Genomic DNA, 23,947 nt, shown 5'->3' with positions numbered 1-23,947 from the left:
AAACGCGCCCCGGACCACGACCTGGGGATGATGGCGACCGCGCGCTCATTGAGTAGGCTTCCCGGGCGTGCGCCGAAAATCGGTGCGCGCCCGGTATGGATCGGCACACGGGGAGGAACCGGCGTTGCACATCGAGGAATGGCTCGAGAGCGTACCCGCGATCAGCGTCTATCTTCTTGTGGGCTTGGTCATCGGCCTGGAGAGCCTGGGCATCCCGCTTCCGGGGGAGATCATCCTCGTCAGCGCGACGCTGCTGGCGGCCTCCCAGGACCACATCAACCCCTACATCCTCGGATCCTGCGCCATCGCCGGGGCTGTGATCGGCGACTCCATCGGCTATCTGATCGGCCGGAAGGGCGGCGAACCACTCCTGGCGTGGCTGGGGCGCAAATTCCCCAAGCACTTCAGCGCCGAGCATGTGGCCACCGCCGAGCGCTCCTTCCACAAGTGGGGCATGTGGGCGGTCTTCTTCGGCCGCTTCATCGCCCTGCTGCGGATCTTCGCGGGCCCGCTCGCCGGTGTGCTGCGCATGCCGTACTGGAAGTTCCTCATCGCCAATGTGCTCGGCGGCATCATCTGGGCGGGCGGCACCACCGCGGTCATATACTCCGTCGGCAAGGTCGCGGAGGACTGGCTCAAGCGCTTCTCCTGGCTCGGTCTGGTGGCCGCCCTGCTCTTCGGCCTCTGCTCGATGCTCGTCATGAAGTGGCGGTCGAAGAAGACCAAGGCGACGGCGGTCACCGAGGCCGGGCCCGAGGCGGCCGAGCCGAAGCCCGTCCCGGCCGCCGACTGAGGCCGACGACCGGGGCCAGATGGCCTCAGGGCCGCCCGGCCCCGGGGCCGCCCTCTCTCACCGGCCTTCCTGCCGTGCCCGCTCCTCAGCGGCCGCGCGGTGCTGATGGGCCAGCTCGACATAGCCCGTCGCGTTGAGCCGGATCGACTCGCGCTCCTCCTCGGTGAGCTCCCGCCGGACCTTCGCCGGAACCCCTGCCACCAGTGAGTTCGGTGGCACCCGCATTCCCTGTGGCACCAGCGCCTGCGCGGCCACCAGCGAGCCCGCTCCGATATGCGCGCCATTGAGGACGGTCGCGCCCATCCCGATCAGCACATCGTCCTCGACGGTGCAGCCGTGCAGCACCGCGTTGTGGCCCACCGACACCCGCTCTCCGACAGTGGCCGGGAACCCGGGGTCGGCGTGCACGGTGCAGTTGTCCTGGATATTGCTCTGCGCCCCCACGCTGATCGGCGTGGTGTCCCCGCGGAGCACGGCGTGGTACCAGATGCTCGCCTCCGGGCCCACCGACACCTCACCGATCACCACGGAGGTCGGGGCGATGAACGCCTCCGGGTCGACCTTCGGCTCCCTGCCGCCCACACCAGCGATCAACGCCCGCTCCGTCACAGCATGTCCCCTCGGTCCGTCTGAGCATCTCCCCGGCACGGTACCCCCGTCCCGGACCACCGGAACCGCCGGAACCAGGGCGGAACCACGGCGGAACCGAGGCGGAACCAGGGCAATCGATCATGCGTCCTCCTGTCCATGGAGACACCGGGCGCGGTAGCACAGGGACAGGACCGACGGCAGATACCGGGGCAGGAGGACCACACCGCCCCGCGGCGGTTCTTCCTGGAGGGCGACGGCGAGAGGCTCGGCTGCGCCGCCTTCGAGCCCACCGCCCCCGCGGTGGGTGCCACCGCGGTGGTGCTGCACGGCGCCGGGACCAGTGACAAGGAGCGGATGCTCGGCCTGATGCGAGAGCTGGCCGCCCATGGCCGTCGCGCCGTGGCCTGTGACTTCTCCGGACATGGCGAAAGCTCCGGCGAACTGGGCGAATTGAGCCTGAAGCGGCGGTGCGCCCAGGCCCGTGCCCTGATCGACCAGGGCGTACCCGCCACCGATGAGCTGGTCCTCATCGGGTTCAGCATGAGCGGTCAGACGGTCGCCGATCTGCTGGCCCACTACGGTCCCCGGGTGAGGGCGATCGGCCTGTGCGCTCCGGCCCTCTACGCCCGCGACGCCTGGCCGGTGCCGTTCCGCGCCGGGTCCGGCTTCACCGAGACCATCCGCACCCCGGGCAGTTGGCGCTCCTCCGCGGCCCTCGACATCTTCCGCGCGTACCGCGCGCGGGCGGTTCTCGCGGTGCCCGCGCGGGACGAGATCATCCCACCGGAGGTGACCGAGGCCGTCACGGGCGCGCTGGCCGAGCGCTCCGACCTCACCCGCCTCGTCCTGCCCGACGCCGAGCACTGGCTCGGCGCCTGGTTCCGTGACCACGCCGAGGACCGCGGCCGGTTCGTCCGGGCACTGGTGGGGTGAGTAAGGCCAGGATAAGGACCGGGAGTTGAGGCTCGGGAGCCGGTGACATCGGCGCCCCCGGGGGCTGGTGAGGCGCTGGTGAGTCGGTGAACCCCGGGTCAGCCCGTCGCCAGCAGCAGCGTTCCGACCAGGGCCAGTCCGGCTCCGCCGGCCTGTACGGCACGCAGCCGCTCATTGAGCAGACCGCGGGCCGCGAGCGCGGTCACCACGGGGTAGAGGGAGGCGAGTACGGCGGCCACGGCGACCGGGCCGTGGTGGGCGGCCAGGTTGTAGGTGCCGTTCGCGGCGACATCGGACAGACCCACGAAGGCGAGCGCCGGAAGCGACGCCCCCACCACGCCGAGTCCCGCTTCGGGCAGCGCGGGGTTTCCGCGCCGGACGGCGGCGTACAGCGCGGTGCCGCCGACCACCACATTGCACACCCGCTGGACGAACAGGGCGAGGAAGAGCCCGGTGAGGGTGGCGGACGCCTCCGCGATCAGCGCCATCACCGAGCCGAAGCCGAGCGCGGCGACCAGCGTGAGCAGCAGGGTCTGCCGCTGGACGGGCGCACCGCCGGTCTGCGGTCCGCTCGCCAGGACAACTCCGGCCACCGCCACCACGATCCCGGCGATCTGGAGCACCCCCGGCCGCTCGCCGAGCACCAGCGCCACGCCCAGCGGCACCGCCACCGCGCCCAGCGCCCCGAGCGGGGAGACCACGCCCATCGGGCCGAGCGCGAGGGCTCGGTAGAAGCAGAGCATCGCGGCCGGTCCGACCACACCCGCCGCGGCCGCGAACCACAGCTGCGGCCCGGCCTCGGACCAGCCGCCGGTGGCCACCACGATGGCGCCCAGGACCGCCACCGCGATGGTTTGCGAGACCACGACCACGGTGAGCGCGGGCATCCGTCGGGTGAGCAGCCCTCCGCCGAAGTCGGCCAGCCCCCAGAGCAGACTGGTGGCAAGAGCGAAGAGTGCGGACATGGTGGAACCTCGCCGTACAGTGTGATGGACGTGGGAGTACACCTCACCGTAGTTCAACGCGCTCGACTACGCCATTCAAAATATTGGACGGACATCCGGACCGTGACGGACCTCGATCAGCTCACGCAGTCGCTCGCCCGCAATCTCAAGCGCTGGCGCAATGAACGCGGCTACACCCTCGACGCCCTCGCCGCCCGCGCCGGGGTCAGCCGAGGCATGATCATCCAGATTGAGCAGGCCCGTACCAACCCCAGTGTCGGCACCACCGTGAAGCTGGCCGACGCCCTCGGGGTGAGCATCACCACCCTGCTCGACTACGAGCAGGGGTCACAGGTGAACCTCGTCCCCGCCGACCAGGCGGTGCGGATGTGGGCCACCGACGGGGGCAGCTACACCGCGCTGCTCATCGGCACCGAGGCGCGCGGGCCGCTGGAGCTGTGGGAGTGGCGGCTGATGCCCGGCGAGGGCAGCGACTCCGATCCGCACCCCGCGGGCACCTTCGAACTGCTGCATGTGACGGCGGGGGTGCTGACCCTGGTGGCGGGCGGCGCGGAGCACACCGTTCCGGCCGGGACCTCGGCGGCCTTCGAGGCGAACACCCCGCACACCTACCGCAACGACGGCGAGGTCCCGGTGGCGATGACCATGGCGGTGTCGGTCCCGCCCGCCCGCTGAGACCGGGGCTCCGCTGCCCGCCTCCGGCTGTTAGCTTGACCGCATGAGCACGCCGATGGATGCCTTCGACGACGTCCGCCCCGCCGTCGAGTGCCTGGACCTGCTGACCGCCCCCGTCGCCGCCGCCCTGCGCGACTGGCGCGGCACCGAGCCGGTGGACCGGGTGGCTTATGTGGACACGGACCCGGACCGGGCCGACACCGCCGTACTCGTTGAGACCTACGGCTCATGGCTGCTGGAGCAGTCCGCCAACTGCGTGGTCGTGGCGGGCAAACGGGGCGGCGCCGTCACCCTCGCCGCCGCTCTGGTGCTGGCCCACACCCGCGCGGACGTCAATGGTGTGGTCCGCCGTCATCTCGGTGCCCGGAAGGCGTCGTTCGCCCCGATCGAGACGGCGACCGGGGAGAGCGGGATGGAGTTCGGCGGCATCACCCCCATCGGTCTGCCCGCCGACTGGCCGCTGCTGGTGGACGCCGCCGTCGCCGACATCCCCTACGCCGTCATCGGGAGCGGCAGCCGCCGCGGCAAGCTCATCGTGCCGGGCAAGCTGCTCGCCGGGCTGCCGGGCGCGGTGGTGCTGGAGGGGCTCGGCCTCTGAGCCGTCCACCCGCTCCGGCTGAGTCGCCGGGGTTCAGTCCAGCCGGGGGATCTCGATGGCCGGGCAGCGGTCCATGATCATCTCCAGACCGGCGGCCCGGGTGCGCTCGTACGCGTCCGGATCGATCACACCCAGCTGGAACCAGACGGCCTTGGCCCCGATGGTCACCGCCTCGTCCGCGATGCCGCCCGCCAGCCCGGAGTTCACGAACACATCGACCACATCGACCGGGAAGGGGATCTCGCCGAGCGAGGCGTAGCCCCGCTCGCCGTGCACCGTCTCGGCCTTGGGGTGCACCGGCACGATCCGCTTGCCGAAGCGCTGGAGGATCCCGGCGACCCCGTAGGCCGCGCGCTCCTGGTTGGCGGAGAGCCCCACCACGGCCCAGGTGTCACCCAGCTCCGTGAGGATCCTGCGGACCGTCGCCGGGTCGCCGTACATACGTGCCTCCTGGAGTGGGGTGCTGAGTGGGGTGCTGGAACGGCCTGTTCCAACAGCTCTTCGCACGTCAACGGCGCCCGGCGCCCGGAGATTCCCCGGCGGGCAGGTCAGGAGCGGTAGCGGTGGCCCAGGCGCGGGGCCGGCTACGCGTTCGGTGGGCGGTCCCCGGGCGCCGCTCCCCGGTGCGCATAGGGTGGACGGATGCAGGAGCGGTACCGGACGGTCGCCCGCGCGGGCGCGCATGAGATCGAGATCAACAAGTCACGCTTCATCTGCTCGCTCGCGCCCGCCGCGAACGAGCAGGAGGCGCAGGACGTCATCCAGCGCGTCCGGAAGGAGCACCCCACCGCCACGCACAACTGCTTCGCCTATGTCATCGGCGCCGACGGCGGGGTGCAGAAGGCGAGTGACGACGGCGAGCCGGGTGGCACGGCGGGCGTCCCAATGCTCCAGATGCTGGTGCGCCGGGAGGCGCGCTATGTGGTGGCCGTCGTCACCCGCTACTACGGTGGTGTGAAGCTGGGCGCGGGCGGGCTGATCCGCGCCTACGGCGGAGCGGTCGGCGAGGCGCTGGACGCGCTGGGCACCGTTGTCCGGCAGCGCTTCCGGCTGGTTACCGTCACCGTCGACCACCAGCGGGCGGGAAAGCTGGAGAACGATCTGCGCGCCACCGGGCGGGCGGTGCGCGATGTGCGCTATGCCGAGGACGTGACGATCGAGGTGGGCCTGCCCGAGGCGGAGGTGGAGACCTTCCGCGCCTGGCTGGCGGACACCACCGCCGGGACCGCCGTCATGGTGCTGGGCGGCGAGGCGTACCAGGACGCGTAGGGCCGGGGCGGCATACGGGTGCGCGTCGTCCGCGCCCGCCCATTTTTGTAACGTTCCGAGCGCGGCCGCGAATTGCTGAACGCGCGCTTCATGGAGCGGCCTGGAAAAGCGTCGATCGGCAATTGCCCCGGGCGCATTTCCCTCGCCCCCCAATCCCCCTCCGGCTGACGGCTCCCCACGGATCCCCACGGCTCCCCACGGCGACACGGGCGGGAAAGGTGCGGACCCCGTTACCGACGGGGAGCCGATCGTGGATACGGTGGTCGTTGCCCGTACCGCGCAGTCGGTGCGGGCGTGATCGTGACCGAGGCCAATGGGGCGGGGGAAGGGCAAAACGTGCGGGGCGGGGATGAACAGTGAGAATTCTGCACACCTCCGACTGGCATCTCGGGCGGTCCTTTCACCGGGTGAACCTGCTCGCCGCACAGCGCGAGTTCATCGACCACCTGGTCACCACCGTGCGGGAGCGACAGGTCGACGCCGTTCTCGTCGCGGGTGATATCTACGACCGCGCGGTGCCGCCGCTCGCCGCCGTCGAACTCTTCGACGACGCCCTGCACCGTCTCGCGGAGCTCGGTGTGCCCACCGTCATGATCTCCGGCAACCATGACTCCGCCCGTCGGCTCGGCGTCGGCGCCGGGCTGATCGAGCGTGCCGGTATCCATCTGCGGACCGATCCCACCGGCTGCGCCACCCCCGTCGTCCTCGGTGACGACCACGGCGAGGTGGCCTTCTACGGTCTGCCCTATCTGGAACCCCGCCTGGTGCGCGAGGCGTTGGACGCCCCGGCCGCCGGACACACCGCGGTGCTGGAGGCCGCCATGCGCCGGGTGCGGGCCGATCTCGCCGGGCGGCCCCCCGGTACCCGCTCCGTTGTCCTCGCCCATGCCTTCGTCACGGGGGGCGCGGTGAGCGACAGCGAGCGGGACATCACCGTCGGGGGTGTCGCCTCCGTCCCCGCCGAGGTCTTCGACGGCGTCGACTACGTGGCGCTCGGGCATCTGCACGGCTGTCAGGCCATCACGGAGCGGATCCGCTACTCGGGCTCACCGCTCGCGTACTCCTTCTCCGAGACCACCCACCGCAAGTCCATGTGGCTGGTGGAACTAGGCCCTGTCCTGCCGATCTTCGCGGGCCCGCGGCGCCTGGCACCGCGCCTCGCCGCGTTGTCGGGATCTTCTGAGTGCGCCCAGTACGAGGACGACCCTCCGCCTTGCGATCCACGGCACCAGACGCCGCGGCCTGATCCACGAAGATCGACAGGACAGGACCTGGGCGCCGGGGGAGCGGCGAACCCGGCCGCTCCGGGGGGCGCCGCGCTGTCCGCCGAGCGCGTGGACTGCCCCGTACCCCGGCCGCTGGCCCGGATCCGCGGCCGTATCGAGGACCTGCTCGCCGACCCCGGCCTCGCCCGGCACGAGCACGCCTGGGTCGAGGCGACGCTCACCGACGCCGTCCGTCCGCAGGAGCCGATGGCCCGGCTGACGCGGCGTTTCCCGCATATCCTCGCCCTCGCCTTCGACCCCGAGCGGTCCCCCGAGGACCCGCTCGCCTCCTACGCCGGGCGACTGCGCGGCCGCGGCGACCAGCAGATCGCCGAGGACTTCGTGGCCCATGTGCGCGGTGGACGCGGCCCGGACGCGGCGGAGCGCACGGTGCTCGGCGACGCGCTCGAAGCCGTACGGACCGAAGAGAGCGGCGCCGGACGGGGCACCGGGCGCGGTGGCGCGGAGGTGGCGCGATGAGGCTGCACCGGCTGTCCGTCACCGCCTTCGGCCCCTTCGGCGGCACCCAGGAGGTCGACTTCGGCGAACTGTCCGCCGCCGGGCTGTTCCTGCTCCACGGCCCGACCGGCGCGGGCAAGACCTCGGTCCTGGACGCGGTCTGCTACGCCCTGTACGGGCAGGTTCCCGGGGCCCGGCAGGGCAGCGGGCCGTCCCTGCGCAGCGACCACGCCGATCCGTTCACCCCGACCGAGGTCGTCCTCGAACTCACCGTCGCCGAACGGCGCCTGGAGATCACCCGGAGCCCTGAGCAGCCCCGCCCCAAGAAACGGGGCACCGGCACCACACGGAGCAAGGCACAGAGCCTGTTGCGCGAGTACGTGCCCGGGACGGGGCCCGGCGGGGGTACGGGGGAGTGGAAGGCGCTCAGCCGTTCGCACCAGGAGATCGGCGAGGAGATCGGGCAGCTGCTCGGTATGAGCCGGGAGCAGTTCTGCCAGGTGGTGCTGTTGCCGCAGGGCGATTTCGCGCGCTTTCTGCGCGCGGACGAGATGGCGCGCGGCAAGCTGCTGGGCAGGCTGTTCGACACCGGCCGCTTCGCCGCCGTCGAGGAACGGCTCGCGGAGCTGCGGCGGGCCGCCGAGAAGCGGGTCATCGGCGGTGACGAACGGCTTCTCGCGCTCGCCCACCGGATGGCACAGGCGGCGGGCGCCGCCCCCGACCTCGAGCGCCGGCCGCTCCCCGAACTCGCCCCCGGCGCACCGGGGCTGGCCGACGCGGTCCTGGAGTGGGCCGCCCTCGCCCGCACCGGCGCGCGCGAGCAGCGCGACATCGCGCTCGCCGCGGTGCGGGCCGCCGAGGACGCCCATGACGCGGCTCAGCGCGCGGCCGACGCCGAGCGCGAACGAGCCCAGTTGCAGCACCGCCACGCCGAGGCCCGGCACCGCGCGGACGACCTCGAACGACAGCGGGCCGAGCGCGACATGGTGCACCAGCGGCTGGAGCGGGCCCGCGCGGCCGACGCGGTCGCCCCCGCCCTCGAGCTGCGCACCGCCGCCGAACACGAGCACCGCGCCGCCGCCTCCGCCGAACGCGCCGCCCGCGCCCACCTCGCCGCCGAGCCGGACCTCGACGCCCTGACGGCGACACTCCGCCGCTCCGCCACCCCCGAGATCCCCGGCCAACGCCCGCCGGGCGAGGGTGAGTTCCCGGCCGAGGCGGTGGCCAGCCCCGACGGATCGCGGCGCATCGCGGACGCGCCGGAGAGCCATGCGGCTGGTACGGCGCACCCCGGGGGCGGTACCGGGACGAGTCCGGAAGACGCCGATCGACCATCCCCGTCCGCCCCGGCCGACCACCACCGCGTCCCCTCCCCCCTCTCCGAGGCCGACGCCGCCTCATTGGCACGGGTGGAGCGGCGGCTGCGCGAAGAGCTCGGGTCCCTGGCCGCCGCGCGGCGCGGTGAGCGGCGGGCCGAGGCCGTGGCCGACGAGATCGCCGCGCTCGACCGGGAGGCGCGCGCCGACGACGAGGCGCTCGCCGAGGCCGCCGACTGGCTCGCCGGGTGGGAGACGGCCCGCGCGGCGCATCAGCGGCGTATCGACACCGCCCAGGAAGCCGCCACCCGGGCCGAACAGCTCCGTGGCCAGATCGAGCCCGCCGAGCGGCGGTTGGAGGCGGCCCGGCAGCGGGACCGGCTCACCGGGGAGGCCGAGGAGGCGCGGGAGAACCGGCTCCGGTCCCGGGAGCGCGCCACCGCCGCGCAGCGGACCTGGCTCGACCTCAAGGAGCGGCGACTGCGCGGAATCGCCGCCGAACTCGCCGCCGGGCTACGGGCGGGGGAGCCCTGTGCGGTGTGCGGATCGGCCGAACACCCGGACCCGGCGCGCCCGGGGGACGGACATGTCGACCGGGCCGCCGAGGAAACCGCGCTGGAGGAGTACCAGCGGGCCGAGGCGCACCGCGAGGAGGCCGAGCGCGTTCTCCACGGGCTGTGCGAAACCCTCGCGGGCGCCGAGGCGACCGCGGAGGGCGGCGAGGCCGGTGAACTCGCCCGCGCCGTCACCGAGGTGCGGTCGGCGTTCGCCGGGGCCCGCGACGCGGCGGCGGACGGCCACCCCGCCCGGGAGGCCCTGGACCGGGCCGAGCGCGAGTACGAACGGCGGCTCGACCAGCGGCAGGAGGCCGAGCGCCGGGCCTCCGCGCGCACCTCGCACCGTGAAGCGCTGCTCCGTGAACGCGCCGTGCTGCTCACCGAGTTGGAGCAGGCCCGGGACGGTGCCGCCACCGTGGCGGAACGCGCCGGGCGGCTGGAGCGGCAGGCCGGGCTGCTCGCACGCGCCGCCGAGGCGGCGCTCGCTGCCGAATCCGCCGCGCGCAGGCTGAAGGAGGCCGACGCCCGGCTCGCCGACGCCGCCTACCGCGCGGGTTTCGACACCCCCCAGGCCGCCGCGAGCGCCGTCCTGTCGCCCGAGCGGCAGCGCGAGGCGCGGCTGCGTATCGAGCGGTGGCAGACGGAGTCCGCGGCCGTCGCGGCGGAACTGGCCGACGAACGGGTGCTGGCCGCCGCGCGGACGCCCCCCGCCGACCCGGCGTCGGCACGCGCCGCCGCGGAGGCGGCCACCCAGGCGCTGCGCGATGTCTCGGCCGCGGACGCCGCGGCCCGCGCCCGCTGTGTGGACCTGGACGCGCTGTCGGAACAGGCGGTCACCGACGCCCGCCGGATCGCCCCGCTGCGCGAGGAGTACGACCGCGTCGCCCGCCTCGCCACGCTCACGGCGGGCACCGCCGCCGACAACGAGCGCAAGATGCGGCTCGAGGCGTATGTGCTCGCCGCCCGCCTGGAGCAGGTCGCGGCGGCGGCGAGCGTACGCCTGGCACGGATGTCCGCCGGGCGCTACACCCTGGTCCACTCCGACGCCCGCTCCAGCGGCCGTGGCAGGTCCGGCCTCGGTCTGCACGTCATCGACGCCTGGACGGGCCGGGAACGGGACACCGCCACCCTCTCGGGCGGAGAGACCTTCTTCGCCTCGCTCGCGCTGGCGCTGGGGCTGTCCGACGTCGTCACGGACGAGGCGGGCGGGGTCCGCCTGGACACCCTCTTCATCGACGAGGGCTTCGGCAGCCTGGACGAGCAGACCCTCGACGAGGTCCTGGACGTCCTGGACTCGCTTCGCGAGCGCGACCGCACGGTCGGCATCGTCAGCCATGTCGCGGATCTGCGCGGGCGGATCCCGGCGCGGCTGGAGATCGTCAAGGGCCGTCGCGGATCGGCCGTGCGCCACCACACGGCGGCGGGCGTCTGAGCACGACGCGGTCCACCGGTGCCGAGCCGCCCCGGCGCACAGCTCACGCCGTGCGAGATCCGTCGTGATGAAGCGGCAGCCCGACTCCCTGACCGCCGGAGAAGAGGAAGACGGGGCCATGCGACGGACCCTGGGAAGAGGGACGGCCGGGCCACAAACCGTTTCCGGCCGGGCCGTCCCTTCCCGCTACGCGTACCGCCCGGACGTCACAGCGCCGACAGCTCCTCGACCAGGTCGTCCAGCCCCAGCGATCCCTGCGACAGCGCCGCCATGTGCCACTTCTTGGCGTCGAAGGCGTCGCCGTGGGCCTTGCGGGCCGCCTCGCGCCCCGTCAGCCAGGCGCGCTCGCCCAACTTGTAGCCGATGGCCTGGCCCGGCATACCGAGGTAGCGCACCAGCTCACTGTCGAGGAATTCGGCGGGGCGGCCGCAGTGCAGACCGAAGAACTCCCGTGCCAGCTCCGGGGTCCACCGCTCGCCGGGGTGGAAGGGGGAGTCGGCGGGGATCTCCATCTCCAGATGCATCCCGATGTCGACGATCACCCGCAGCGCCCGCATCATCTGCGCGTCCAGGTAGCCCAGCCGCCGCTCCGCGTCGGAGAGGAAGCCCAGCTCGTCCATCAGCCGCTCCGCGTACAGCGCCCAGCCCTCGGCGTTGGCGCTGACCATGCCGACGGTGGCCTGGTAGCGGGAGAGCTGGTCGGCGACGTGGGTCCACTGGGCGAGCTGGAGGTGGTGGCCCGGGACGCCCTCGTGGTACCAGGTGGAGACCAGGTCGTAGACCGGGAAGCGGGTCTCGCCCATGGTGGGCAGCCAGGTCCGGCCGGGGCGGGAGAAGTCCACCGACGGCTGGGTGTAGTACGGGGCCGCGGCACCGCCGGGCGGGGCGATCATCGACTCGACCCGCTTGACCCGTTCGGCCAGGTCGAAGTGGGTGCCGTCCAGTTTCTCGATGGCCTCGTCCATCAGCTCCTGGAGCCAGACCCGGGTCTCCTCGACGCCCTCGATATGGGTGCCGTGCTCATCGAGGTGGCGCAGCGCCTCCCACGGGGTGGCGCCGGGGAGGATCTTCTCGGCCTCGGTGCGCATCTCGGCGTGGATGCGGTGGAACTCCGACCAGCCGTAGGCATACGCCTCGTCCAGGTCGAGGTCGGTGCCGTTCCACATCCGGACCCAGCGGCGGTAGCGCTCGCGCCCGACGACGTCCGGGGCGCCCTCGACGGCCGGGGCGTACCCATCGCGCAGCCAGTCGCGGAAGGTGACCAGCGCGCCGGTGGCCACCGCCGCCGCCTCGTCCAGTTCCTCGCGCAGCTCCTTCGGACCGCCCGCGGTGAACTCCGCGAACCAGCCGCCGTCGGTGCCGATCCACTCCGTCAGCTGCTCCAGCACGGTGGCCACCTGCCGGGGCCCGGCGGGCAGCTCCCGGCGCAGCCCCTCGGCGAGCGAGGCGCGGTAGCCCTCGAGCGCGGCCGGTACGGCGCGCAGCCGGGCCGCGATGGCCGCCCAGTCGTCCTCGGTCCCGGTGGGCATCACGGTGAAGATGCCGCGCACCGAGTGGAGCGGGGAGTGCAGATTGCTGACGGCCCGCAGTTCCTCATGGGCGTCGTGGACCGCGAGCTCCGCGGTCAGCCGCTCCCGCAGCAGCCGGGCGCAGCGCCGCTCGGCGTCGCTGTCCGCGCCGGGCCGCGCCTCGGCCTCGGTCAGCCGGTCCAGCGTGGTGCGGGCCAACTCGGCGAGGGCCTCGGCGCCGGCCGGGGAGAAGTCCGGGAGGCGGCGGGAGCTCTCGGGAACGCCCATGTAGGTGCCGGTGATCGGGTCGAGTTCGATGAGGGCGTCGACATACGCGTCGGCGACGTCACGGGGCAGCGGAGCGCTCTTGGTATCGGACATGCGGCCATCCTCGTACGAGCGGGGCCACGGCGTCAGCAGCATTATCCGTGACATACCTGAACCCGCCGGTCCAGGTGGCCGGATGGGGCGCTAGGCCGATGGGCCACCGGGGGCCGGGGGCAACATCGGTCCGCACTCCCACTGCTGGAAGATCAGCCGGGTCTCCACCCGGGTCACCTCACGGCGTGAGGTGAACTCGTCCAGCACCAGCCGCTGGAGATCGGCGGTGTCGGCGACCGCGACATGCACCAGGTAGTCGTCGGGCCCGGCGAGGTGGAACAGCGCCCGGGACTCGGGCAGCGCCCGGATCCGTTCGACGAACGGTCCGACCAGCTCACGGCGGTGCGGTCGCAGCTGTACGGAGAGCAGCGCCTCCAGGCCGCGCCCCAGCTTGGCGGGGTCGAGCCGGAGCTCATGGCCGAGAATGACTCCTGACCGTCGCAGCCGGGTGACCCGGTCCAGACAGGTCGAGGGGGCGACACCCACCTGTGCTGCGAGGTCGCGATAGGTGGTCCGGGCGTCGTTCTGCAAGAGCCGCAGAATCTGGAGATCCACCGGATCGAGAGCGACAGTTTCGGCCATCGGCCGAACGTAGCACGAACATCAGTCGGATTGAATCGGCGTTTGTTCACTCTTCACCCATGGACTTCACGGAGACCACGGAGAGCATGCGGAACGGTGGGAGCCACGCACTCGCCACCGAGGCCGTCCACGCCGGCCGCGAGGATCTCGCGGCCATGGGACTGCACGCCGTGCCGCTGGACCTGTCGACAACCTACCCCTCGTACGACAGCCGCCATGAGGCCGCCCGGATCGACGACTTCGCCACCACCGGCGCCCGGCCGGACGGTCCGCCCGTCTACGCCCGGCTCGACAACCCGACCGTCGCCCGTTTCGAGACCGCCCTCGCCCGGCTGGAGGGCACCGAGAGCGCCGTCGCGTTCGCCAGCGGGATGGCGGCGCTCAGCGCCTGTCTGCTGGTGCGGGTGGCACAGGGGCTGCGACATGTGATCGCGGTCCGTCCGCTGTACGGATGCAGTGACCACCTCCTGGACGCCGGGCTGCTGGGCACCGAGGTGACCTGGGTGGATCCGGCCGGAGTGGCCGAGGCCATCCGCCCGGACACCGGTCTGGTGGTGGTCGAGTCCCCGGCCAACCCGACCCTGCGCGAGCTCGATCTGCGGGCCATCGCCCACTCCTGCGGCACGGTGCCGCTGCTCGCCGACAACACCTTCGCCACCCCGGTCCTCCAGCGCCCGGCCGAACAGGGCGCGAACGTGGTCCTGCACAGCGCCACGAAGTACCTCGGCGGGCACGGCGATGTGCTCGGCGGGGTCATCGCCTGTGACGAGCAGTTCGCGCGGTCGCTGCGCCAGGTGCGGTTCGCGACCGGCGGGGTGCTCCATCCGCTCGCGGGCTATCTGCTGCTGCGCGGTCTGTCCACGCTGCCGGTGCGGATGCGGGCGGCCTCGGCGACCGCCGAGGAGCTGGCGCGGCGGCTGGCCGCCGACCCGCGGGTGGAGCGGGTCCACTATCCGCGGCTGGGCGGCGCGATGGTGGCCTTCGAGACCCACGGCGACCCGCACGAGGTGATCGCCGGGGTCCGGCTGATCACCCCGGCGGTCAGCCTCGGCAGTGTCGACACCCTGATCCAGCACCCCGGCTCCATCAGCCACCGCATCGTGGCCGAGGGGGACCGGCACTCGAACGGGATCAGCGACCGGCTGCTGCGGATGTCGGTCGGCCTGGAGGACGTCGAGGACCTGTGGGCCGATCTGGACCGGGCGCTCAGTGGCCGTGCGGCCGGGCGGGCGCCGGAAGCGGCGTCGGAGCCGGAGCGGGCGCCGGTACCGGGCGGAGCCGGGCGGTGATCACCAGGATGCCCTGCTCGATCTGGTAGTCCAGCGGCAGTTCCAGGGAGCGCATGGCCGCCACCATGCCGGTGTTGGCGGACTGGGTGACGGCGTAGACGCTCTCGCATCCGGTCTCGGCGGCCATCGCCACCAGGCGTCGCAGCAGTCGGCCGCCGACACCACGCCGCTGCCAGTCGTCCTCGACGATCAGCGCGACCTCGGTCTCGTCCCCGTCCCACAGCAGATGGCCGAGGGCCACCAGCCGCCCGGAGGCGGTGTAGGCGGCCAGCGTCCGGCCGAAGCGGGGGCTGAGCAGATGGGTCAGATAGCGGTCGGCGTCGCCGATCGGGCCGTGGTAGCGACGACCGAGCGTCGCGGAGGAGCAGCGGCCGTGCATCGCGCGGGCAGCGGGCAGATCGCCGGTGTCCGCGCGGCGCACGGTGATCTCGTTGCCCTCGGGCAGGGTCAGCACATCGCTGCGGTGCGGGACGCGCGGGCCGAGCCGGGCGTCCAGCTCCACCAGGGCGCGGGCCCGGGCGAACTCCGTCGGGGTGAACGGCAGATACGGCCGCTCGATGGTGATCGCGCCACCGGACGGATCGCGCAGCCGCATCACGGTCTCCTCCAGCGCCCCCTCGACCGGCGGGGTGCCGTCCAGACGGCGGCCGGTGAGGGATTTGGCGGGCAGAGAGTGGATGGTGCAGCGGCCCAGCAACTGCCGTAGGGCCAGCGGGAGTTCCGCGCCATCCAGCGCGGTGCGGGTGGCCAGGGTCAGTACCCGGGTGGGGGCGTCCACGAGATCGTGGGTGTCGGCCCGTTCGATCCAGGTGTCGCTGCCGCCCCCGGCCGTGACCGCGCGGGTCAACTCGGCGGCGGGCAGGGCCTCGGGGGAGCGCAGCAGGAGTTCGTCCACCGTTCCGTCGCCGAGCGGATGGGTCTGGAGCGCGAGGATGTCGACCCGGTGCCTGGCCAGCGCCGCGCACAGCGCGGCCAGGGTGCCGGGCTCGTCCTGGACGGTGGTGCGCATCCGCCACAGCGCGGTGGTCTCCGGCCGTTCGGTCTCCGGGGTGGCCGCGGGGGCGGCGGTCGGTGCGCTGTCGGTGGGCGAGGGTGAGTCGTCCGGTGGCGTATGGCCATGGCGTCGTGACCACCATAGGTGGAAGGCGGTCATGGCGAGCAGGGTCACGGATGACGTGATGAGCAGCAGCGCCCCGTCCGGGCCGTGGACGACCGTGCCGGCCGCGGCGTCGGCGACCGCCACCGCGGTGAACAAGGCGGCCAGCGCCACCAGTTCACGCCGCCAGTGACGGAGGTGGCGGGAGGGGCGGCGGGAGGGGCGGCGGGAAGGGCGTGGGACGTTCGCTCGAGAGGTCATGGAAAACACCTTCGCGCAAGGGTGTTGCCTGATCACGAACACGATGTGTCCGGAGGGTTAAGCGATGGTCTGAGGTGAGAAGGTTGTTTTGTCCGAAATCAAACCTTTGAAGGTGGTAGTTCCGCTTACGCGGCTGCCAGTCGCCGCAGCACCAGGCCACAGCGCCGTGCGTACGCCCGCTGGAAGACGGGCACCAGCGGACCCGCCATCCGCGAGTACCACGCCGCCGGGCGGCTGAACGCCGTCACCGTCAGCACCACCGAATCGTCCGATTCCAGACCCACGACGAACGACTCCTCACCGCATTCCGGATGGCCCGGCAGCGTGCCGTAGCCGAAGCCGGTCCGCGACCCGTCCGCGACCGTCCACACCACCTCGCAGGGCGCTCGCAGCCGAAGCCGCCCCACGCCCAGGCCCACCACGACCGGCCGCCCCGGGGTGGCGACCGGCTCCGAGGAGCGGATGGAGACCCCGACCGCCCGGTGCATCCGCCAGTCCAGCACCGCCCGCCCGGCCCGCTCGAACACCGCGGGCCCGTGGCCGACGGCGGTGCGCACCCGCAGTTGGTGATAGCCGCCCGGCAACGGCCACCGCCGGGTGGCGCCCACCTCCGGATAGGTGAGCCGGGAGGCGGGAGTGTCCGGGTCGCCGGTGGACGTCATGTCCGTACCGTACGCCGCGCGGCGGGCGCACCGCGCGGCATACCGCGGGGAGAGCTACTGACCGACCAGGCCCGGCCGCAACACCTTGGTGAACAGCACCTGTCCGCCGTCCTCGCGCAGCCGGACGGTCATCTCCCCGCTGTCCCCGTCGATGTCCACCTCGCCGTAGAACTGGAAGCCCTCGGCGGGGCTGACATTCGCCCGGGTCGGCGCCTTGACGAAGGGCTGCTCGGGTCCGAAGGTGCCGTCCAGTTTCACCGCGGGGAAGGCGCCCGCGTTCAGCGGTCCGGAGACGAACTCCCAGAACGGGGCGAAGTCCTTGAACGCCGCCCGCGAGGGGTCGTAGTGCTGAGCCGAGGTGTAGTGGACGTCGGCCGTCAGCCACACCGTGCCGGTGATCTTCCGGTGCTTGATATGCCGCAGCAATTCGGCCAGCTGGAGTTCACGGCCCAGCGGCGCGCCCGGGTCGCCCTGCGCCACGGCCTCGATGTCGGTGCTTCCGTCCGGCACCACCAGGCCCAGCGGCATATCGCAGGCGATCACCTTCCATACCGCCCGTGACCGCGACAGCTCCCGCTTGAGCCAGGCCAGTTGCTCCGCGCCCAGGGCTCCCTGGGTGTCCTCCGGCTGGCGGCCGGGCGAGTTGGCGTTGCGGTAGGTGCGCAGGTCCAGGACGAAGACATCCAGCAGCGGGCCGTGGTGCAGCACCCGGTAGACCCGGCCCTCGCCGTCGGGGCGCAGGGTGCCGATGGGGAAGTACTCGGCGAACGCCTGCCGGGCGCGCGCCGCCAGCACGTCCACGTTCTTCTCGGTGTAGCGCGCGTCGGTGAGGATCTCGCCCGGGTACCAGTTGTTGAGCACCTCGTGGTCGTCCCACTGGGTGATCGTCGGCACCTGGGCGTGGAACCGGCGCAGAGCGGTGTCCAGCAGGTTGTAGCGGAAGGCGCCGCGGAACTCGTCCAGGGATTCGGCCACCTTGGTCTTCTCCGGAGTGACCACATTCCGCCAGGTGGAACCGTCGGGCAGGGTGACGCTCTCGGTCAACGGGCCGTCGGCGTAGATGTTGTCGCCGCTGCACAGGAAGAAGTCGGGGTTCCGGCGGCGCATCTCCTCGAAGATGCGGAAGCCGCCGTGGTCGGGGTTGATGCCCCAGCCCTGACCGGCCAGGTCGCCGGACCAGACGAAGCGCACCCCGTCGCGGCGGCTCGCGGAGACGGTGCGGAATGTGCCGTACACCGGCTCCCCGGTGCGGCGCGGATCGTCGGGGTCGGCGAGCAGCACCCGGTAGTGCACCTGGCTGCCGGACGGCAACCCGCGCAGCGCCGTCCGGCCGGTGAAGTCGGTGCCGGGGCCGACCAGCGGGCCCTGCCAGCGCCGGGGCCGGGTGAAGGACTCGGTCGCGGAGGTCTCGACGATCATCCGGGCCGGGCGGTCGGAGCGCACCCACACCAGTCCGGACGACATCGTCACATCGCCCACCTGGACGCCCCACCGGGCGTTCGGCCGTCCGGACAGCGCCTGGGCGGGCGCGGCCGGTGCCACGGTGGGCAGGGTGAGCGCGGCCGAGGCGGCCGCCGAACCCCGCAGTACCGCCCGTCGCCCCATCCGCCCGCCGGAATCCCGCACCATGTGGAACCTCCCGTGTGATTCGAAGAGCCGCTGTGCCGTGCGTTGCCACTGTGCCGCTGTGCCACTCTCGTTGCTATCGGTGCGAGGTGCCCGGTGCCCGAACGGACAGTGAACAACCGGCCCGCGTGCCGGGGGAAGTGGGCGCCGCCGGAGGATCCCCCTTGCGGCGTTCGGTCAGCGGCCATCGCCCGGCGGCCGGCGGCCTGCGGTCAGCGGCTGCCGTCCAGGATCACCCGGGCCACCAGTGCCGGGTCGTCGCTCATCGGGACATGTCCGCAGCCGGGCAGCCGCACCAGCCGCGCCCCCGGGATCACTCGCTTGGCGCGCACCCCCTGACGGCGCAGCAGCAGCCGGTCGCGCGACCCCCACCCGATGGTGACGGGCACATCGGCCACATCCCCGGTGAACAGCCCGGCGCCCCCGGCCGCGAGCGTCGCCTCGAAGCCCACCGCCTCGCGCATCGCTCGGGTCTCGGCCACCACCGCCTCGGGGGAACGCCGCCCGGGGCGGGCGTAGATGGTGCCGGTGAGCGCCGCCCGCCCGGCCGCGCTGCGGGCCAGCCGGTCCACCAGCGGGGGCGGCAGTCGCCGCGCGCCCATCCGCATCGCGCTCAGCACCCCGAAGGCATAGCGGCGCTCGGCCTCGTTCCAGAACCGCGCCGGGGAGAGCGCGGTGACGGACCGTACGAGACCGACCCGGCCCAGCTCCAGGGCGAGCAGCCCGCCGAGTGAGTTCCCGGCGACATCGGGGCGGTCGACGCCCAGCGCCTCGAAGAGCGCCCCCAGCACCGGCACCACGCCCTCCAGGCTGTACGGAACCCCGTCCGGCAGCGCGGGAGAGGCGCCGAAACCGGGCAGGTCGACGGCGATGGCATCGCGCTCCACCGCGAGGATGTCCAATACCGGTTCCCACGCCTGCCAGTGGTGGCCGATGCCGTGCAGCAGCACCAGCGGGCGCCCGGTGCCCCGCCGCTCGTGGACCACCCGGGCGGTGCGGGGGCCGCCGGGGGTGTCGACGGGGAAGGAGAGGGTCGCGGCCATGGAGGGCTCCTCGGGTCGGCGCGTCATGATCTGCCGGGCAGGCGTATGAGACAGCATGTCAGTACGAGTTACCGTCGGGTAGACCCAGTGGACGGCGGTGATCGATCCGCCTGGACAACCCGCGCCGCGTCGGGTGGGATGGGACCGTGGCCACCGACACCGCGACCGACGACTTCGAAGCGCACCGTTCCGTTCTGACCGGAGTGGCCTACCGCATGCTCGGTCGCGTCGCCGACGCCGAGGACGTCGTCCAGGAGACCTGGCTGCGCTGGTCCGGCACCGACCGCGAGCAGGTCCGCGATCCGCGTGCCTTCCTGGTGCGGATCACCACCCGGCTCGCCATCGACCGGCTGCGCCAGATCACCTCCCGCCGGGAGTCCTACGTCGGCCCGTGGCTGCCCGAACCGATGGCCACCGATCTCGGGCACACCGCCCCGGACGCGGCCGAGCGCACCCTGCTCTCGGAGACGGTCTCGCTCGCGGTGCTGGTCGTCCTGGAGTCGCTGTCGCCCCTGGAGCGCGCGGTGTTCGTCCTGCGCGAGGCGTTCGGCTTTCCGTACGGCGAGATCGCCGAGACGCTGGACCGCAGCGAGGCGGCGGTACGCCAGCTGTCCGGCCGAGCCCGGCGCCATGTGGACGAGCGCAGACCGCGCTTCGAGGTGAACCCGGAGCAACAGCGGGAGCTGACCGAGAAGTTCCTGGCCGCCGCCACCGGCGGGGACATCGAACAGCTCCTCGCGCTGCTCGCCCCCGACGCCCGGCTGGTCGGCGACAGCGGCGGCAAGGCCAAGGCGCCGCTGCGGGTGCTGGAGACGGCCGACAAGATCGGGCGCTTCCTGCTCGGCGTGGCCCAGCGACCCATCGAGGAGCCGGAGTTGGTCATCACGGAGATCAACGGCGGGCCGGGGGTGCTGCTGCTCTCGCGCGGTGTGCCGGACTCGGTGTGGAGCCTCGATGTGGCCGACGGCCGGATCCAGTCCGTCTACATCGTGCGCAACCCCGACAAGCTGGCCGCGTTCGCCCGCTGAGCGCGGTCGGATGACGAAATCCCGTCCGTCCGACGGGATCCGTCCGTCCGACGGTATCCGTCCGTCACATCCCGCCCGCGACCCGCAGTATCGCGCCGGTGGTGTACGACGCCTCCGGCGAGAGCAGCCAGGCCACCGCGCCCGCGATCTCCTCCGGTTCACCGGGCCGCCCCATCGGCACCCGGCCCGCGCCCTTCCACGGCCGCTCCGGGTCGCCCATCTGCGCGTGGATATCGGTCAGCGTCATTCCGGGCTGGACCGAGTTGACCCGGATGCCCTCCCCGGCCAGCTCCTTGGACAGCCCCACGGTCATGGTGTCCACCGCCGCCTTGCTGGCCGCGTAGTGGACGTACTCCCCGGGGCTGCCGGTGGTCGCCGCGCCCGAGGAGATGTTGACGATGGCGCCGCCCTGGCCGCCGAGGCGGGTGGACATCTCGCGGGCCGCCCGCCGTGCGCACAGCAGCGCACCGGTCACATTGACGTCCACCACCCGGCGCATGACCTCGGGCGATGTCTCGGTGAACCGGCCCAGAGGCCCGGTGATCCCGGCGTTGTTGACCAGCCCGGTGATCGGGCCCAGTTCCTTCCGGGCGGTGTCGAACAGCGCCTCGACCTGGTCCTCGACGCTGGTGTCCAGCTGGACGACCACCGCGGAGACCCCCTCGGCCCGCACCGCCGCCGCGCTGCGCTCGGCCGCGTCCCGCGCGCGCTCGTAGCCGATGGCGATGTGGTGCCCGGCGCGGGCGAGCCGTACGGCCACCGCCGCCCCGATTCCACGGCTGCCGCCGGTGACCACCGTGACCTGGTCCATCGTCCCACTCCCGCCCCGTGTTCTGCCCTGGTCCGGCTGTCGGATCCAGCGATCATCGAGCCTAGCTGATCGCGGATTGGTCTTGACCAAGTACGCAGGCCGCTTTATGGTCGCATTGATACTGCAACAACCTTTAATAAAGAAGCACGCATAAACCGGTGAGCACGCACAAGCCGGTGCGGAGAACAGGGGGACAGGGTGGGGACCACGGACCTGGAATCGGTGCCGGAGCCCAAGTACTGGCACCTGAAGACCGTGCTGAGCGACGCGCTTGACACCGAGTTCGCCGTCGGGGAGATCCTGCCCAACGAGCGTGAGCTCGCGGCCCGTTTCGGAGTCGCCCGCGCCACCCTCCGCCAGGCCCTGGAACAGCTCGAGCTGGAAGGCAGGCTCCAGCGGCGCCGCGGCGTCGGCACCACCGTCGCCCCGCCCCGGGTGGGCGTGGCCGTCGGTGACTCCACCCACGGCTGGACCGACGGCGGGGCCGACGCCTGGAGTTGCGTCGACAGCGTCGAGGCGGTGCCCCCGGCCGCCGTCGCCCGGCTGCTCGAGACCGACCCCGACACCCCCGTGCACCGCGTCCGGCGCACCCGGATCGGCCAGGGGCTGCCGCTCGCCGCCGAGCTGCTCTACGTCCCGGCCGAGTCCGTGCCCGGCCTCGCCGCCATCGACACCCCCAGCGGGCTGGCCCGCGCCCGCGCCGTGCTGCGCGAGCTGCGCCGGCTGGAGCTGGAGGGACGGGAGCGGTCCGTCGAACTCGGCTCGGCCCGCGCGGACGACGCCAAGGAGCTGGACCGGCTGCCCGGCGCCCCCGTGCTCGTGGTCACCACCCGCTATGTCGCGGCCGGGCGCACCGTCGCCGTCGCCGTGGCCACCTACCGGGCCGACACCTGCCGGCTCACCTTCGGCGATCCGCACGACTCCGAGGAACTGCTGGCGGGCTGAGCACCCGCCACCCGCCGCCGGTCAGGGACCGGCGCGGCGGGCCGTGACCGTACCCTCCACCGCGAACAGCTCCGCCTCCACATGGTCCAGGGCCAGCCGCAGCGCGCCCGTGCTCACCGCCGCCTCACCCAGCAGCGACAGCGCCACCTGCGGCGGCCGCAGACAGTAGCGGGCCAGCTCCTCGCGCAGCGGCTCCAGCATTCCGTCAAGCCCCGCGGCCCAGCCGCCCACCACCACGACCTCGGGGTCCAGCGCCAGCACCAGCGCCGCCACATCGTGCACCAGTCGCCGGACGAACCGGTCCACGGCGGCGCGCGCCCGCACGTCCCCTTCCCGGGCCCGTGCGAAGACCCCGGCCACCTGCGCCTCGTCCAGCGGGTTCAGCGGCTCCCCGGTGGTGGACAGCACCACCTCCGGGGTCGCCTCCCGGCCCAGCAGATGCAGCGCGCCGATCTCCCCGGCCGCGCCCCCGAACCCCCGGTGCAGCCGCCCCCCGATCAGCGATCCGGCGCCCGGACTCAGCCCGGCCAGCACGAACACCACATCGTCCGAGCCCAGCGCCGCGCCCTTCCAGTGCTCGGCCACGGCCGCCGCGTTGGCGTCGTTCTCCACCAGCACCGGACAGCGGAAGGACCGCCGCAGCCGCTCCCCGAGCCGCAGTCCGGTCCACCCCGGGAGGGCGGTGCACAGATGCACCGAGCCGTCGGCCTCGACCACCCCCGGGCTGCCCACCCCGACCGCGCGCAGCGAATGGCGCGCCACCCCGGCCCGCCGCAGCAGATCCGCGACGGAGCCGCGCACCCGCTCCAGCCGCTCGTCCACCGGCGCTTTCTCGGAGACCTCCCGCACCGTCGAGCCGAGCGCCCGCCCGTCGAGGTCCGACAGCTGCGCGGCGATGCGGTGCGCCCCTATCTCGATGCCCAGCAGATGTCCGGCCTCGGCCCGGAACCGGAACCGGCGCGCGGGACGCCCCTGGCGACGCGCCCCGCCCTCCTCGGCGGGGACGTCCACCGCGAGCCCGCTGCCGATCAGCCCGTCGATCACCCCCTCGACGGTGGGCCGGGACAGTCCGGTGACCCGGGTGAGATCGGTGAGGGTCGCGGCCCCGGGCGTACGGGCGGCGGAACCGGCCGCCGTCGCCGCGCGCAGCGCGTGCAGCACCACCGCGGAGTTGATGCGCCGCAGCAGGGACGGGTCCCCGCCGGTGAGCCGCCCCACGTCGTCGGCCTCCCTCGCTGTCCGTGTCTGCCGGATCGTAGCCGCTGGGGGCCAAGGCGGCGAGTGGCCCCCGTTTCGGGAGCGGGCGAATCGGCTCCTCCGCGCGGCGGAGCGTGAGCCGGCGCCGGACGCCCGGACCCTGACGGAGGGCCACATGTCCGACCCGCGTTGTTTACTGACAGCATGACCAGCAGCACCACCGCCCGGTATCTGGCCACGATCGACCGGCTGCGCGCCGACGCCCTGCCCGCGCAGCGCGGTTCGGGATGCCGTGTTGCCGATCTCCGGGTGAGCGAGGAGTTCTGGGAGGCGGACGCGGTCCGGGTGCGGGAGGCGGAGGAGGAGTTCGAGGCCGAGCTACGGGCGCTCGTCCAGGTGCTGTCCTTACGGTGGGGAGCCCCCGACGTGCTGGACCTCACCGGGTATCTGGAGCGCTCGGCCATGGGCGAGCCGGTGCCGCCCCCGCTGGATGTGCTGTGCCGCCATGTCCCCGAGCTGTGCGTCTGGCGGGCGGACGGGCGCTGGGTCGCGCTGGGGGTGGGGCAGGCGGGCCGGGAGCTGCCGTTCCAGCTGGTGGTGGCCATAGCCGAGGATCTGGACCTCGGCGCGGCCGGGCACTGAGCGCTCCGCGGGACCTGCCGCGA

22 protein-coding genes are annotated in these 23,947 nt (G+C 73.0%); 11 read left to right on the top strand and 11 right to left on the bottom strand.

Going from position 1 to position 23,947, the window contains the following annotated elements; translation table 11 throughout:
* Positions 1–124 precede the first annotated feature (124 nt).
* A complete protein-coding gene (locus tag AC4BEG_RS03055; protein WP_490704360.1) occupies positions 125–793 on the top strand; it encodes a DedA family protein in 669 nt (222 codons plus the stop codon).
* Between the two features lie 57 nt (positions 794–850).
* On the opposite strand, the gene AC4BEG_RS03050 is transcribed toward AC4BEG_RS03055, so the two are convergent.
* Complete coding sequence (locus tag AC4BEG_RS03050) at positions 851–1,402, bottom strand: gamma carbonic anhydrase family protein (RefSeq protein WP_201879360.1); 552 nt, start codon at positions 1,400–1,402, stop codon at positions 851–853.
* Between the two features lie 138 nt (positions 1,403–1,540).
* Here AC4BEG_RS03050 and AC4BEG_RS03045 point away from each other — a divergent pair, with 138 nt between their 5' ends.
* Entirely contained in the window at positions 1,541–2,317 is a 777-nt protein-coding gene (locus AC4BEG_RS03045) for an alpha/beta hydrolase (protein WP_490704359.1), read from the top strand.
* A gap of 98 nt (positions 2,318–2,415) precedes the next feature.
* On the opposite strand, the gene AC4BEG_RS03040 is transcribed toward AC4BEG_RS03045, so the two are convergent.
* Complete coding sequence (locus tag AC4BEG_RS03040; RefSeq protein WP_490704358.1) at positions 2,416–3,282, bottom strand: EamA family transporter; 867 nt, start codon at positions 3,280–3,282, stop codon at positions 2,416–2,418.
* Positions 3,283–3,384: 102 nt separating this feature from the next.
* Between AC4BEG_RS03040 and AC4BEG_RS03035 the strand changes: the two genes are divergently transcribed.
* The gene (locus AC4BEG_RS03035; protein WP_490704357.1) at positions 3,385–3,957 is read left to right on the top strand and encodes a helix-turn-helix domain-containing protein; all 573 of its coding nucleotides are present in this window, start codon (positions 3,385–3,387) and stop codon (positions 3,955–3,957) included.
* A gap of 43 nt (positions 3,958–4,000) precedes the next feature.
* Entirely contained in the window at positions 4,001–4,555 is a 555-nt protein-coding gene (locus AC4BEG_RS03030) for a YbaK/EbsC family protein (protein WP_490704356.1), read from the top strand.
* Positions 4,556–4,588: 33 nt separating this feature from the next.
* On the opposite strand, the gene AC4BEG_RS03025 is transcribed toward AC4BEG_RS03030, so the two are convergent.
* Positions 4,589–4,996 (bottom strand): CoA-binding protein, encoded by a 408-nt coding sequence (locus tag AC4BEG_RS03025; protein WP_490704355.1) that lies wholly within the window; start codon positions 4,994–4,996, stop codon positions 4,589–4,591.
* Positions 4,997–5,197: 201 nt separating this feature from the next.
* Here AC4BEG_RS03025 and AC4BEG_RS03020 point away from each other — a divergent pair, with 201 nt between their 5' ends.
* From AC4BEG_RS03020 to AC4BEG_RS03010, 3 genes are all read left to right on the top strand, one after another.
* Complete coding sequence (locus AC4BEG_RS03020; RefSeq protein WP_490704354.1) at positions 5,198–5,824, top strand: YigZ family protein; 627 nt, start codon at positions 5,198–5,200, stop codon at positions 5,822–5,824.
* A gap of 356 nt (positions 5,825–6,180) precedes the next feature.
* Complete coding sequence (locus tag AC4BEG_RS03015; RefSeq protein ID WP_490704353.1) at positions 6,181–7,569, top strand: exonuclease SbcCD subunit D; 1,389 nt, start codon at positions 6,181–6,183, stop codon at positions 7,567–7,569.
* Entirely contained in the window at positions 7,566–10,853 is a 3,288-nt protein-coding gene (locus AC4BEG_RS03010) for an AAA family ATPase (protein ID WP_490704352.1), read from the top strand. Before AC4BEG_RS03015 ends, AC4BEG_RS03010 begins: the two co-directional genes overlap by 4 nt.
* 206 nt (positions 10,854–11,059) lie before the next feature.
* Here AC4BEG_RS03010 and AC4BEG_RS03005 read toward each other — a convergent pair whose 3' ends face one another.
* Entirely contained in the window at positions 11,060–12,742 is a 1,683-nt protein-coding gene (locus AC4BEG_RS03005) for a DUF885 domain-containing protein (protein ID WP_490704351.1), read from the bottom strand.
* Positions 12,743–12,832: 90 nt separating this feature from the next.
* Positions 12,833–13,324, bottom strand: a complete 492-nt coding sequence (locus AC4BEG_RS03000; protein ID WP_490704350.1) for an Lrp/AsnC family transcriptional regulator — start codon at positions 13,322–13,324, stop codon at positions 12,833–12,835.
* 59 nt (positions 13,325–13,383) lie between these two features.
* Between AC4BEG_RS03000 and AC4BEG_RS02995 the strand changes: the two genes are divergently transcribed.
* The gene (locus tag AC4BEG_RS02995) at positions 13,384–14,613 is read left to right on the top strand and encodes a trans-sulfuration enzyme family protein (RefSeq protein ID WP_490704349.1); all 1,230 of its coding nucleotides are present in this window, start codon (positions 13,384–13,386) and stop codon (positions 14,611–14,613) included.
* Here AC4BEG_RS02995 and AC4BEG_RS02990 read toward each other — a convergent pair.
* The 4 genes from AC4BEG_RS02990 to AC4BEG_RS02975 all read right to left on the bottom strand — a co-directional run bounded on the left by AC4BEG_RS02990 (position 14,531) and on the right by AC4BEG_RS02975 (position 19,301).
* Positions 14,531–15,970 carry a GNAT family N-acetyltransferase gene (locus tag AC4BEG_RS02990; RefSeq protein ID WP_490704348.1) on the bottom strand — a complete coding sequence of 480 codons (1,440 nt, stop codon included), beginning with the start codon at positions 15,968–15,970 and terminating at the stop codon, positions 14,531–14,533. The two genes, AC4BEG_RS02995 and AC4BEG_RS02990, sit on opposite strands and share 83 nt — an antisense overlap.
* A 125-nt stretch (positions 15,971–16,095) precedes the next feature.
* Positions 16,096–16,632: a DUF1990 domain-containing protein gene (locus tag AC4BEG_RS02985; RefSeq protein WP_490704347.1), complete on the bottom strand. Its 537-nt coding sequence runs from the start codon at positions 16,630–16,632 to the stop codon at positions 16,096–16,098.
* A 54-nt stretch (positions 16,633–16,686) separates the two neighbouring features.
* Positions 16,687–18,261, bottom strand: coding sequence for an alkaline phosphatase D family protein (locus AC4BEG_RS02980; RefSeq protein ID WP_490704346.1), 1,575 nt, complete (start codon positions 18,259–18,261; stop codon positions 16,687–16,689).
* A gap of 209 nt (positions 18,262–18,470) precedes the next feature.
* The gene (locus AC4BEG_RS02975; protein ID WP_490704345.1) at positions 18,471–19,301 is read right to left on the bottom strand and encodes an alpha/beta fold hydrolase; all 831 of its coding nucleotides are present in this window, start codon (positions 19,299–19,301) and stop codon (positions 18,471–18,473) included.
* A gap of 146 nt (positions 19,302–19,447) precedes the next feature.
* On the opposite strand from AC4BEG_RS02975, the gene AC4BEG_RS02970 reads away from it, so the two are divergent.
* Positions 19,448–20,329, top strand: coding sequence for an RNA polymerase sigma-70 factor (locus AC4BEG_RS02970; RefSeq protein WP_490704344.1), 882 nt, complete (start codon positions 19,448–19,450; stop codon positions 20,327–20,329).
* Positions 20,330–20,393: 64 nt separating this feature from the next.
* On the opposite strand, the gene AC4BEG_RS02965 is transcribed toward AC4BEG_RS02970, so the two are convergent.
* Entirely contained in the window at positions 20,394–21,140 is a 747-nt protein-coding gene (locus AC4BEG_RS02965; protein ID WP_490704343.1) for an SDR family oxidoreductase, read from the bottom strand.
* A 198-nt stretch (positions 21,141–21,338) separates the two neighbouring features.
* Here AC4BEG_RS02965 and AC4BEG_RS02960 point away from each other — a divergent pair, with 198 nt between their 5' ends.
* Positions 21,339–22,085: a GntR family transcriptional regulator gene (locus AC4BEG_RS02960; RefSeq protein ID WP_490704342.1), complete on the top strand. Its 747-nt coding sequence runs from the start codon at positions 21,339–21,341 to the stop codon at positions 22,083–22,085.
* A 21-nt stretch (positions 22,086–22,106) separates the two neighbouring features.
* Here AC4BEG_RS02960 and AC4BEG_RS02955 read toward each other — a convergent pair whose 3' ends face one another.
* Positions 22,107–23,303: an ROK family protein gene (locus AC4BEG_RS02955; protein ID WP_490704341.1), complete on the bottom strand. Its 1,197-nt coding sequence runs from the start codon at positions 23,301–23,303 to the stop codon at positions 22,107–22,109.
* A 183-nt stretch (positions 23,304–23,486) separates the two neighbouring features.
* Here AC4BEG_RS02955 and AC4BEG_RS02950 point away from each other — a divergent pair, with 183 nt between their 5' ends.
* A complete protein-coding gene (locus AC4BEG_RS02950) occupies positions 23,487–23,924 on the top strand; it encodes a hypothetical protein (RefSeq protein ID WP_490704340.1) in 438 nt (145 codons plus the stop codon).
* Positions 23,925–23,947 lie beyond the last annotated feature (23 nt).

The sequence above is a fragment of the Streptomyces sp. JLBJ103 genome (genome assembly GCF_058215575.1).
This window is presented reverse-complemented; position numbering and strand designations above follow the sequence as displayed.

Bases quoted from the DNA above. Each gene is read 5' to 3' on its own strand.
- AC4BEG_RS03045 (WP_490704359.1), top strand. From the start codon at position 1,541: ATGGAGACACCGGGCGCGGTAGCACAGGGACAGGACCGACGGCAGATA.
- AC4BEG_RS03040 (WP_490704358.1), bottom strand. From the start codon at position 3,282: ATGTCCGCACTCTTCGCTCTTGCCACCAGTCTGCTCTGGGGGCTGGCC.
- AC4BEG_RS03030 (WP_490704356.1), top strand. From the start codon at position 4,001: ATGAGCACGCCGATGGATGCCTTCGACGACGTCCGCCCCGCCGTCGAG.
- AC4BEG_RS03025 (WP_490704355.1), bottom strand. From the start codon at position 4,996: ATGTACGGCGACCCGGCGACGGTCCGCAGGATCCTCACGGAGCTGGGT.
- AC4BEG_RS03020 (WP_490704354.1), top strand. From the start codon at position 5,198: ATGCAGGAGCGGTACCGGACGGTCGCCCGCGCGGGCGCGCATGAGATC.
- AC4BEG_RS03010 (WP_490704352.1), top strand. From the start codon at position 7,566: ATGAGGCTGCACCGGCTGTCCGTCACCGCCTTCGGCCCCTTCGGCGGC.
- AC4BEG_RS03005 (WP_490704351.1), bottom strand. From the start codon at position 12,742: ATGTCCGATACCAAGAGCGCTCCGCTGCCCCGTGACGTCGCCGACGCG.
- AC4BEG_RS03000 (WP_490704350.1), bottom strand. From the start codon at position 13,324: ATGGCCGAAACTGTCGCTCTCGATCCGGTGGATCTCCAGATTCTGCGG.
- AC4BEG_RS02995 (WP_490704349.1), top strand. From the start codon at position 13,384: ATGGACTTCACGGAGACCACGGAGAGCATGCGGAACGGTGGGAGCCAC.
- AC4BEG_RS02990 (WP_490704348.1), bottom strand. From the start codon at position 15,970: ATGACCTCTCGAGCGAACGTCCCACGCCCTTCCCGCCGCCCCTCCCGC.
- AC4BEG_RS02985 (WP_490704347.1), bottom strand. From the start codon at position 16,632: ATGACGTCCACCGGCGACCCGGACACTCCCGCCTCCCGGCTCACCTAT.
- AC4BEG_RS02980 (WP_490704346.1), bottom strand. From the start codon at position 18,261: ATGGTGCGGGATTCCGGCGGGCGGATGGGGCGACGGGCGGTACTGCGG.
- AC4BEG_RS02975 (WP_490704345.1), bottom strand. From the start codon at position 19,301: ATGGCCGCGACCCTCTCCTTCCCCGTCGACACCCCCGGCGGCCCCCGC.
- AC4BEG_RS02965 (WP_490704343.1), bottom strand. From the start codon at position 21,140: ATGGACCAGGTCACGGTGGTCACCGGCGGCAGCCGTGGAATCGGGGCG.
- AC4BEG_RS02950 (WP_490704340.1), top strand. From the start codon at position 23,487: ATGACCAGCAGCACCACCGCCCGGTATCTGGCCACGATCGACCGGCTG.